The organism is Pseudoduganella sp. RAF53_2, from assembly GCF_052113985.1.
GTDB lineage: Bacteria > Pseudomonadota > Gammaproteobacteria > Burkholderiales > Burkholderiaceae_D > Rugamonas.
This window is the reverse complement of sequence record NZ_JBFRDW010000127.1, coordinates 1-11049: the sequence shown is the minus strand read 5'-3', so window position 1 is coordinate 11049 and position 11049 is coordinate 1. Positions and strand designations below refer to the sequence as shown.

Below are 11049 nucleotides of genomic sequence, written 5' to 3'. Positions count from 1 at the left end.
TCATCCGACGGCTGCCGGGCAGCTGTTGCGCCAGTTGCAGCAACACGGACCGGCTGTGTGCAGCGATGCCGAAGTCATGGACCTGGATGAGGACGAACTGCGCTGCGGCCTGATTGCGCCGCGCCTGCATGGCTATCTGCAACTGCCGCTGTCGCCCAAGCTGACGCAGGGTGGCAAAGCGCGCCATGTCAGCGGTAGCGGCGCGCAGCGAATGGCCATCGCGCGCAGCTTTGCAGAAGCGATGGAGGCGCGCTCGCTGTATCTGGTCGGGCCGGGTTCCACTACCCAGGCACTGCTGGACCTGCTGGGTGTTGACGGCACTTTGCTGGGTGTGGATGCCCTGCTGGGCGACGGCACGCTGCTGGCGCGCGACGCCTCGCGCCGCGAGCTGGAAGATCTGGCCGAACGCTGGCAAGTGCCGCTGCACCTGGTGCTGTCACCCATCGGTGGGCAGGGCCTGGTGCTGGGGCGCGGCAACCAGCAGATTTCACCGCGCCTGCTGCGCGCTGCCGGCCGGCGCGGCCTGCATGTGCTGGCGCCGCCGGACAAGCTGATATCGCTGTACGGCGGCGTACTGCGCATCGACAGCGGCGACGCAGAGCTCGACGCGGAATTCAATGGGTATTTGCCGGTCACGACCGGCTACCGGGAACAGACCATGTGGCCCGTTTCGGTGTAGTGGCAGTAATCATAACGATAAATTCAGGAGATGCAGATGAGGAGAAAAACCGGGTTGACCCTTTCGGTCGCCACCCTGGCCCATATGGCGGCCATGCACAGCGCGCAAGCGCAAACCGCGCCGGAAGCGGCAGCAGTGAGCGACAAGGGCGCGCCAATCCAGGAAGTGGTGGTTACCGGCACCACCGCCAAGAACCGCACCAAGCTGGAGTCTTCGGTCGCCATTACGACCGTGGATCAGGCCAAGCTCGAAAAGCTGGCGCCGCATAGTCTGGCCGATTCGCTGCAGCAGGTGCCCGGCCTATGGGTCGAGGCATCGGGCGGCGAGGTATCCAACAACGTGTCGCCGCGCGGCCTGAGTGGCGGGGCGGCTTTCCAGTTCATCAGCCTGCAGGAAGATGGTCTGCCTGTGATTTATGACGGCGAACTGGTGGACGTGCTGATGCGGGAAGACCTCACCATCAAGCGCTTCGAAGCGATCCGCGGCGGTACGTCGGCCATTCTGTCCACTAACGGACCGGCCGCCATCGTCAACTTCATCAGCCAAAAAGGCACACATAAGCCGCAGGGTGAAGTGAAGGTGACCGTCGGCGATTACGGCATGGTGCGCACCGAGGGTGTGTATTCAGCCCCGATCAACGACGACTGGTCCTACGCGGCGGGCGGCTACTACCGCCACGGCGACGGCGTGCGCCCCATCGGCATTACCGCCGACCATGGCGGCCAGTTCCGTCTGAATCTGACACGCCGCCTGGATGGCGGTGAGCTGAACCTGTCGGCCAAATACGTCAATGACCACAACACCTTCTACCTGCCTATTCCATTGACCAACCCCTCCCACCCTACCGGCGTGCCGGGTGTCGATCCGCATTATGGTTCGCTGGACGGCCCGGACCTGGCCCACATCACCAACCAGACGACCAACGGCACCATCGCCACCGATCTGCACACCGGCTTCCATGTGTTGGCCAAGGTGGTGGGCGCCGATCTGCAGCATGACCTGGGCGGCGACTGGTCGTTCCGGAACAATGCGCGCTACACACGCTATGACGTCGCGCCGCACTCGGTGTTCAATGGCCCGAACAGCTATCTGGTCCGCGCCAGCAACCGCCTCGATCCTGAGCAGTCCAGCGACGTCGCCGCGCTGCTGGCGCGCTTTGGCGGCACCGCCAAGCTGGCCTACGCGGGCACAGGCCAGGTGATCAATGATCCGTCCACCCTGAACGGCAATGGCTTCACCACCGACGCCGTGGCTGAAACCCGCTTCCGCTCCCTCGGCCACTTCGTCGACAAGCTATCCCTGACCAAGGAAAACGACAAGAACAGCTTTACCGCAGGCGTGCTGTTTGCCAAGCAAAAGCTGTACGACGATTCGGATTATGGCGCTCGCATCATTACCGAAGTGCGCGACCAGCCGAAGCGGCTGGACATCGTCGCCGTGGACGCTAACAACAAGATTCTCGGCTATCTGTCCGACAAAGGCGTGCTGCGCAACGGCTATTTCTACGAACGCCATAAGGGCGATATGAATTCGACCTCCCTGTTCGTCAACGACGAATGGAAGGTTACGCACAACCTGCGCCTTGACGCCGGCGTGCGCTACGAAATCGCCCACTACGACGTACAGGATGAAAATGTGCTGGCTGCAGGTGAGGATCTGCCGGGCGACAGTCTGACCGAAGGCGCCATTATCCCCGGCGCCTTCAATCCAGATGGCAGCGACAAGGACAACATCATCGCCAACAACTACATGCGCCGCGCAGGCACCGGCGTGTGGACGCGCAAGACGAAGACCATCAAGGAAGCGTCGTACACGGCGGGCTTCAACTACGCCTTCAACGACCACGTTGCCACGTATGGGCGCTATGCCAGCGGGACCAATATGCCGACGCTGTACAGCACCGACAGCTTTGTCGACGGTGCCAGCAGACTGAGTTTCATCGAGGCCGGTGTGCGCTATATTTCGCCATTCTGGACCACGTCGGCCACGCTGTTCCACACCAAGTTCGACAACCTGTCCTTTGGCGAAACCGACCAGGCCACGGGTGCTTTCCGCCAGGTCTTTGTCAAGACACTGTCGACCGGCGTTGAACTGGAAGGCATCATCAATCCGTTCAAGCGCTTCTCGCTGGAGTATGTGGCCACCATCCAGAACGCCACCATCGACGGCATCGATCCAAATGCCGAGGAAGCGAAGCAGAATGGCAATCAAGTGATGCGCACGCCAAACATCCAGGTGCGCTTGATCCCGACGGTGCACTTTGACTTCGGCGATATATTCCTGGTGTACAGCCATATCGGCAAGCGCTACGCCGACTTTGAGAACGCTCTGGAGCTGCCGGCCTATAACGTGCTCGACATGGGCGCCGAGATCAAAATCGACAAGCACTGGAAGCTGAATGCGAAGGTGAATAATCTGACCAACTCGATCGGCCTCACCGAAGGCAATCCACGCAGCGGCTTTAATCAGAGCTCGAACGGAAGCCTGTTCTACGCGCGGCCTATCCTGGGACGCAACGCCACGGTTTCGCTGTCCTACCGCTTCTGATTTTTCCACGCAGCCGGGCACTCGCAACGCCCGGCTTCGCCGTGTTACCCTCCCCTCAATTCGTTTCGTTCCCGCCTATGTCCATCCCTGTTCGCAAACTGCTGCTGGTTGCGGCATGCAGCGCCTCCTGGGCCGCGCAAGCGCAGCCTTCCATCAACCGCTACGGCACACCAGCCGCTGTGCGCGATTTCGATGCCGAGCAAAATCAGCGCTTCAACCCCATGTTCGATGCCGGCAGCTGGCACGGCTACCTGCTGCCTGATACGCCGACGCTGGCCGGCACATTTACTGGTCCGCTGGTGATCGCCGAGGAGTACAGCCTGTACATCGCCCCTGCGCTGGAACGGTTGGAGCTGAGCGACCGCAATACGGGCCGCACGTTCAAGCCTGAACAGGCGCGCTGGAACAGCGCCGCACGCCCCGGCGTATTGAGCCAGCGTCTGGTCTGGCCGGGATTGCAACTGGACGTGGATCTCCACTTCGTCAGCGCGAGCGGCGCGCTGGTACGCTATCGCTTGCGGAATACTTCCGGCAAATCGCTGTCGCTGCGTGCCCATTGGCAGGGCGAGCTGATGGCGCAATGGGATAGCACCGGCACGGTGGCCGAGCGCCAGCCTGCATGGAGGCCGCGGCTGATGCGGGAGCAGCATGGTATCAGCATCTTGTTCGGCAAGGTGCGTGACGCCAGCAATGTCATGACCAGTGGCAAATCGCGCTATCGCATCGAACGCAGCGTGCGCGCGCAGGACGACGTCAGCGATCAGCGCTACGACAGCCGCGCTGACCTCCCGTTGCTGGCAGCTGGTGGCCAGCAGACCATCTACGCCGTCCACAGCTATCAGCTCGACGATACCGCGGCAGCGCGCGCTGATGCCAGACGAGCCGCTGCCCTGCTGTCCAGCCCTGCCGGCGCGGAACAAGCCATCGTCGCCAGTGAAAGCCGCTGGGCCGTCTGGCAAAGCAAGCTGCCGGCATCCTCGCTGGCCGGCAAGGCACTGGAAACGCTGATCGGTAATTGGCGCGCGCCGCGCGGCGCAATTTTGCACGATGCGATGGTGCCTTCCACCACGGCGCGTTGGTTCAATGGCGCCTGGACCTGGGATACCTGGAAGCAGGCCTATGCGCTCGCGGCTATCGATCCTGCACTCGCTGCAAACACAGTGCGCGCCCTGTTCGACTACCAGATCCAGCCCAACGACCCGGTGCGGCCGCAAGATGCGGGAATGTTGCCGGACAATGTCTTCTACAACAAGGACGCCGAACGTGGCGGCGACGGCGACAACTGGAATGAACGCGACACCAAACCGCCGCTGGCCGCCTGGGTGGTGTGGGAGATCTACAAGCGGTCCCACGACCGTGCCTGGCTACAGGAGATGCGGCCCAAGCTGGAGGCATATCACTGCTGGTGGTATCGCAATCGCGATCACGACCACAATGGCCTGGCCGAATATGGCGCAACCGCGCACCCGCTTCACAACGACAGCGACGGCAAGCTGCGGCTCCATGTGCAGCAAGCCGCAGGCTACGAATCTGGCATGGACAACGCGGCGCGCTTCGGCTTCATTGAGCCGGCGGCCCTGCAGCGCTATGCCGACAAAGCCCATGGCGGCGACCTGGATACCGCGCGCCGCGACTGGCAAGTCAGCGTGGTCGAGAATCGCGACAACACGGGCAAGCTGCTGGGCTATTCGATCGATCAGGAATCGGTGGATCTGAATGCCTTCCTTTATCGCGAAAAACTGCTCCTGGCTGATATCGCACAGGAGCTGGACCACGAAGGCGCAGCACGCGCCTGGCGCCAGCAAGCGGCGCACTTGCGTGATCTGATCAACACCAGTTTCTTCGATCCCGCCAGCGGCTTCTATTACGACCGCCAGCTTGGCGGCAAGCTGCTGGCCATGCGCGGACGCGGTCCGGAAGGATGGACGGCCTTGTGGGCCGGTGCTGCCGGCCAACAACAGGCCGATGCCGTCATCGCCAACATGCTGGACCCGGCCGAATTCGCCACGCCAGTGCCGATGCCGACGGCYGCCGTCTCAAACCCATCCTATGATCCCGCTATCTATTGGCGGGGCAGAGTCTGGCTGGACCAGCTCTACTTCGGCGTGGCCGCTATGCGCCAGTACGGCTATGGTGCACAGGCCGACGCCGTGGCCTCGCGTTTTGTGGCTGGAGCTGAAGGTCTACTGGGCGATGCACCGATCCGGGAAAACTATAATCCCGTCAACGGCCATATGCAGGGCGCGACCAATTTCAGCTGGAGCGCCGCGCACCTGCTGATGCTGGCGCGAGAGGCTGCGGCGAAACCGCAGAAGAAGTGATGCCGCGCTCATACAGCCGGTACTTCCACAAGGCCCAACCCAGGAACAGGACCACGCCGCCCACGTTGTAGCCCAGCGTGAGCAGCAGGTTCTGGCCCGATGGGAAAATCGCGGCAATAAAGGCGATGCCAAAGACCGCCAGCAGTACGCCGCTGATCACCAGGCCGGTACGGCGTGATCCCATGCGGAAGTCACGCGGCAAATGATCAAGCCGCAGGCGCAAATGGAAATAGGACGTCAGAATGATCAGTGGCGGCAATAGCGCAGTGGCAGCCGTCATATTGATCACCACACTTAGCAACTGATTCACATTGGATGATCCCAGCGCTGGGATGACCAGCAGTGGCACAACGACGCAGAATTGAATCCACGCCGCACGCTCCGGCATGTCATGGCGATTCAGCGCAATGGCGCGCTCGCCGAAAATGCCTTTCGGGATTTCCGAAAACAGCGCCTTGACCGGCGCCGCTGTCCACACCATCAGTGTACCGAAAGAGCCCAGCAGCATGACGGCGCCAATCAAGCGGTTCAGCGGAAGCGGCGAAACATGATGATGCGCTCCCAAGGCGCCAAATACCTGGAAAATGCCGGAGCTGTAGCTCAATTGGGAAGCCGGGAGATAGAGGTTGAGCACCAGCGCCGACACCGAGTACAGCACCCCGATCAGCAACCCTGCAAACACGATCGTGCGTACAAAAGTGCGTGCGCCGCCACGTACATCGTTCAGGAACACGCCAACGGATTCGGCACCACCTGCCGCGAACAGAATCCATGCCATCGCGCCCATGAAGGACCAGCTGAATGCCGGTGTCATCGCTTCGGCCGTGACCGGTGTTGCTGGCGTCACGCCACCAAGCCAATCGGCCACGCTTAAGCCCACGAATCCGAACGCCATCGCCAGCACCAGCGTGCTGCCAATGGACGTCACCCGTCCTACCCATGCCGCGCCTTTGGTCGATACCCATGTGGCAAAGGCAAACAATAATATCGACAGCATCACGGTGACCAGCGGCGAGAGCTGGACTTCGTAGCCCAGCCAGGCGTAGGACGAATACACCAGGATGTTGGGCAGCACGGAGGTAAAATAAAACAGGTTGACGAACCAGTAGCAGTAGGCGCCGACAAAGGCCCACTTGTCGCCCATCGAAGACCGAATCCACTGGTAGATGCCGGATTTTGCGTCCTTATTCAAACTGACGAATTCGGCGATGATGAGCACATAGGGAATGAAGAAAGTTGCGGTCGCGAACAGGAAAGATGGCACCGCCACCATGCCGATGGCGATATTGCTGTTGACGACATTTCGGATATTGAAGATGGCTGCCACTGCCATCGAAAGCAGCATGAAACGGCCAATTTGCGTGTTGCCGGATATCGCCATGTTCAACTCACTTATTGTGGAAAGTCGCGCCTTCTATCGTCACCATCAGGATCATCTTGCGCAGATGGTCCGCGCCGAGCGGCCGGTAGGCGTGGTCGTTATCGAAGATCAGCAGCTGGCCGGGACCGGCGGTAAGGCTGCCGGTGGCCTCGCCATTGAAAGTTTCGCGGTCTGTCTCGTCGCTATAGGCTGACTGTCTGACCAAGGCGCGCTTGGGCGTATAGGCGACCGTCTCGCTACCCGACAGGTAATAATGGATCTCCACATAGCGCCGCTTGCCGGTGAAGCAGGGCGCGGCAGCAACCGGGCCATCCACCAGACGGTAGACCAGCGAATCACCAATCGAATGACACACGCCGGGCTTCAGCCTGGGCAGGTTGGCGATGGYCTGCAGGCAGCGCCGCCATTTCTTTTCCGAGTGGTAGCGCTGGCGAAATTCTTCCACGCTATTCAGGATCATCACAGACCATCCTCCCCATGCAGCGGCGACAAATACAGGCTGTAGTTGAAAGGCGCCATATATACCCGATAGGAATCGAGCACTTCGGAACCCCAGGAGTTGGAGCCAAGCCCGCTCATCTTGTGATCCAGATTAACGGTCCAGTAATCGTCTTCGCGCAGTGCATTGTCGTGCCGTGTGGCCGCAATCTGCCCGGCGCTGTAAGGCCAGACGCTGAAATGGACGCCTTGCGGCGCATCGACGCGCAGCCCCTTGCCGTGACTGCCGCGCAGCGTTGCCCAGGTCACGTCCATGCGGTTGCCATTGTCCTGCGGCTTGGGATAATGCTCGAACATGCCGGCCGCGTCGCTGCTGTAGCGATCGATGATGTTGCATGCCCTGCTGTCCGGGTAGTTCTCACCGGGGCCGCGGCCGAAGTATTCGACCTGGTCCAGTTGGCGGTGTAGTCCCAGTGACATGCCGATCTTCGGGATCATGTCCTTGAAACCTCCGTACGGTACGCCGGACAAGGTCAGTTGCAGGCGTCCCCCACCATCAACGCAATAGTGATAGCGGCAGCGCATGCCGTAACCCAGTACCGGCGGTGCGATCTGGCAGTCGACAATGACCTCCACCATCGCGCCGTTGCGCACAACTTCCATGCTGCGCAAATGCTCTTGCAGGATGTTCAGGTGCTGCGGCAGCCAGAGGGCCTCATTTTCCTGCTTGTGGTTGTCGATGCAGGGTTTGTAGAACGTCAGCTGCGGTGCGCTCGCGAGCAGGGGCGCACCATGCGCCACCCATTCCTTGAGTTTTCCCGTGAGCTTGCAGAACACCATATGAAAGGCGGAGCCTTCGACACGCCAGTCGAGACGGCGCTCGACCAGCACCGGAGCCGGAGCGCCGGCGGGCGCCTGCGGCGGCCGCACGGGAGGCGATGGCAATGCAAACTGATATATCGCCAGCTCGTGCTGTGCGGCGCTGTACGCAGTTGCCTCTTCGCGCAGCACGCGCACGTTCAGATATCGCTGACCACCAGCCTGTGGCGCAGCCGGGATATCGATTTCCAGACGCCCGCCAGGCGGAACTGACGGCAGCTTCACACACTGCATGTCAAGCTTCTCGCCATCGGCCTTGGTCTCAATGAGCAATGAAATGCCATCAAGGCTGCTGAACCAGTAGCGATTCTCCACTTCCAACCTGCCGGCGGCGGCGTCGACGGCGCGTACCTTTACTGGCGCGATGACCTGCTTGTATTCACGCAGGCCGGGACCGGGGCGCTGGTCGGGATAGATCAATCCATCACAGCAGAAATTCCCGCTATTCGGGTAGTCGCCATAATCACCGCCGAATGCATAAAACGCCCGCCCCGGTACCTCCGGCCGCAGGATGGCGTGATCGCACCACTCCCAAACGTAGTGGCCCTGCAAATGCGGATGGCGATCCATCACCGCCTGGTATTCGCTCAGGCCACCTGGCCCATTGCCCATGGCGTGGGCGTATTCGCACAGGATGCGCGGCTTGTCCATCGGGTACTCGCCGAAGGCGTTCATCATTTGCACGCGCGAGTACATGGTGCTGACCACGTCGCATACCTCGGCGTCGCGGTCCTCTTCGTAATGGATCAGGCGCGTTGGATCAATCTCGCGGCAGCGCGCCGCCATTGCATGAATATTGCAGCCATACCCGGACTCGTTCCCCAGCGACCAGATGATGATGGACGGATGATTCTTTTGCGCGTGCACGTGGCGTTCGATGCGGTCAACAAAGGCCGCCTCCCAGGCCGGATCGTCGGTAACCTGGCTCAGATTGCCGACGTTGACGAAGCCGTGGGTTTCCACATCCGTCTCGGCCATCACGAACAGCCCGTACTGGTCACATAGCTCGTAGAAGCGCGGATCGTTGGGATAATGCGCGGTACGAACGGAATTGATATTGTGCTGCTTCATCAGCACGATATCCTGCTCGACACGCGCCATGGCCACCGCGCGTCCTCGCAGATGGTCGTTGTCGTGGCGGTTCACGCCGTGCAGTTTCAGGTAGTGGCCATTCACTAGCATCAAGCCGTCGCGCACCTTTACTTCGCGGAAGCCGACACGCAGCGGCACAACTTCCAGCAACAAGCGCGCTTCGTCGTACAGGCTGATCTCCAGCCGGTAGAGATAGGGATCTTCGGCATTCCATTGGCGTGGCGCCGAGACGGCAGTTTCCCAGGCCAGAGTGTTGCCAGCGCCACGTTGTACGGCGTGATTGCCGTCGTACAGCGTCCACTCGACTTGCCAGCCGGCGGCGGCGGAAACCGCAATCGCGCACGACAGGCGCGCGTCGCTGCAGGCTTCGTCAAAGCGGGTTTGTACGCACACATCCTGCAGGTGGATGGCGCCCTTGCCGATCAGGTAGACGTCGCGGAAGATCCCGGCGGTCCACCACATATCCTGATCTTCAAGATAGCTCGAATCGGCCCATTGCAGCACGCGTACGCTGAGCAGGTTTTGGCCTTCGGCCAGCAGCGCAGTGATGTCGAATTCGGCAGCCAGCCTGCTGCCCTTGCTCATGCCTGCATAGCTGCCGTTGACGTATATTTCGAAATAGGTTTCCACGCCATCGAAGCGCAGGATCACGCGTTCGCCGCGCCATTCCGGACCAAGCGTCCAGCGGCACTGGTAAGCGCCGGTAGGATTGGACGATGGCACATATGGCGGGTCCACCGGGAAAGGCATGCCGTCGTCGGTGTACTGCAGCTGGCCGTGGCCTTGCATCTGCCACATACCGGGGACTGCGATTTCGCCCCAGTTTTCCATGTATTCGCTGTAGAACTGCGCCGGCACTTCGAGCGGATGTCCAAAGTAAGCAAAGCGCCACGATCCGCTCAGCGACAGGAAACGGCGGCTGCGCTCACGCTGAAACGTGCGCGCAGTTTCGGCATCCTCGTAGGCGAAAAAATAGGCGTGCGGAGGCAGCCGGTTTTCCTCCAGCAGCTGGGGGTTCTCCCACTTGTTCACGGTTTACGCCGATCCGGCCAGGYCGCCACCGTCCACCACCAGCGCGTCGCCGGTGACAAAGGAAGCACGATCAGAGGCGAGGAACAGCACGGCTTGCGCGATCTCGGGTGGCTTACCAACTCGCATCAGCGGCCGGCCTGCACCTGCCGCTACCAGTGCGGTTTCCTCAAGTCCCAGCTGGCGCGCTTCGTTGCGCAGCATGGGTGTATCCGTATCGCCGGGGCAGACACAGTTGACGCGGATGTTCTGCGGGCCGTGATCCACAGCCATGGCCTTGGTCATGATGACCACCGCACCCTTGGAAGCGCAATAGGACACGGCATCCTTGCCGCCCACCAGACCCCATCCCGATGCGGTGTTGATGATGCTGCCGCCTTGCTGCTGCATGACCGGTACAGCATATTTGCACATCAGGAAAATCGATTTGACGTTAACCGCCATAACCTGATCCCATTCCTGTTCGGTGGTGTCGATCACATTGGCGCGGCGGGTAATGCCCGCGTTGTTGAACAAAACATCGAGACGGCCGTAGCGCGACACGGCCGCGGCCACTGCCGCCTCACAATCCGCTGCCTGCGCGACGTCAGCGCGGATGAACGAAGCGTGGGCGCCCGCTGCCGTCAATGCCGCAACCGCCAGTTCGCCCGCTGCGCCATCGCGGTCCGCGATCAGCACTGTTG

7 protein-coding genes are annotated in these 11049 nt (G+C 61.2%); 3 read left to right on the top strand and 4 right to left on the bottom strand.

All coding sequences use genetic code 11. The features are described 5' to 3' along the window. The 3 genes from AB4Z11_RS10065 to AB4Z11_RS10055 all read left to right on the top strand — a co-directional run. On the top strand, window positions 1–679 hold a 679-nt coding region (locus AB4Z11_RS10065; RefSeq protein WP_442024981.1), incomplete at its 5' end, for an ATP-NAD kinase family protein. Window positions 680–733: 54 nt separating this feature from the next. Further along, on the top strand, window positions 734–3226 hold the full coding sequence (locus tag AB4Z11_RS10060) for a TonB-dependent receptor (protein WP_442024979.1): 2493 nt from the start codon (window positions 734–736) through the stop codon (window positions 3224–3226). Between the two features lie 77 nt (window positions 3227–3303). After that, window positions 3304–5547: an MGH1-like glycoside hydrolase domain-containing protein gene (locus AB4Z11_RS10055; protein ID WP_442024977.1), complete on the top strand. Its 2244-nt coding sequence runs from the start codon at window positions 3304–3306 to the stop codon at window positions 5545–5547. Here AB4Z11_RS10055 and AB4Z11_RS10050 read toward each other — a convergent pair. From AB4Z11_RS10050 to AB4Z11_RS10035, 4 genes are all read right to left on the bottom strand, one after another. Then, window positions 5480–6928: an amino acid permease gene (locus AB4Z11_RS10050; RefSeq protein WP_442024975.1), complete on the bottom strand. Its 1449-nt coding sequence runs from the start codon at window positions 6926–6928 to the stop codon at window positions 5480–5482. The two genes, AB4Z11_RS10055 and AB4Z11_RS10050, sit on opposite strands and share 68 nt — an antisense overlap. A gap of 7 nt (window positions 6929–6935) precedes the next feature. Next, window positions 6936–7388: a beta-galactosidase subunit beta gene (locus tag AB4Z11_RS10045; RefSeq protein ID WP_442024973.1), complete on the bottom strand. Its 453-nt coding sequence runs from the start codon at window positions 7386–7388 to the stop codon at window positions 6936–6938. Continuing rightward, the gene (ebgA, locus tag AB4Z11_RS10040; RefSeq protein WP_442024971.1) at window positions 7388–10369 is read right to left on the bottom strand and encodes a beta-galactosidase subunit alpha; all 2982 of its coding nucleotides are present in this window, start codon (window positions 10367–10369) and stop codon (window positions 7388–7390) included. Before ebgA ends, AB4Z11_RS10045 begins: the two co-directional genes overlap by 1 nt. Window positions 10370–10372: 3 nt before the next feature. Further along, window positions 10373–11049: SDR family NAD(P)-dependent oxidoreductase (locus AB4Z11_RS10035; RefSeq protein ID WP_442024969.1), on the bottom strand; the 677-nt coding region annotated here is incomplete at its 5' end.

Coding starts and splice junctions, on each gene's coding strand:
- AB4Z11_RS10050 (WP_442024975.1), bottom strand. CDS start 6,928: ATGGCGATATCCGGCAACACGCAAATTGGCCGTTTCATGCTGCTTTCG.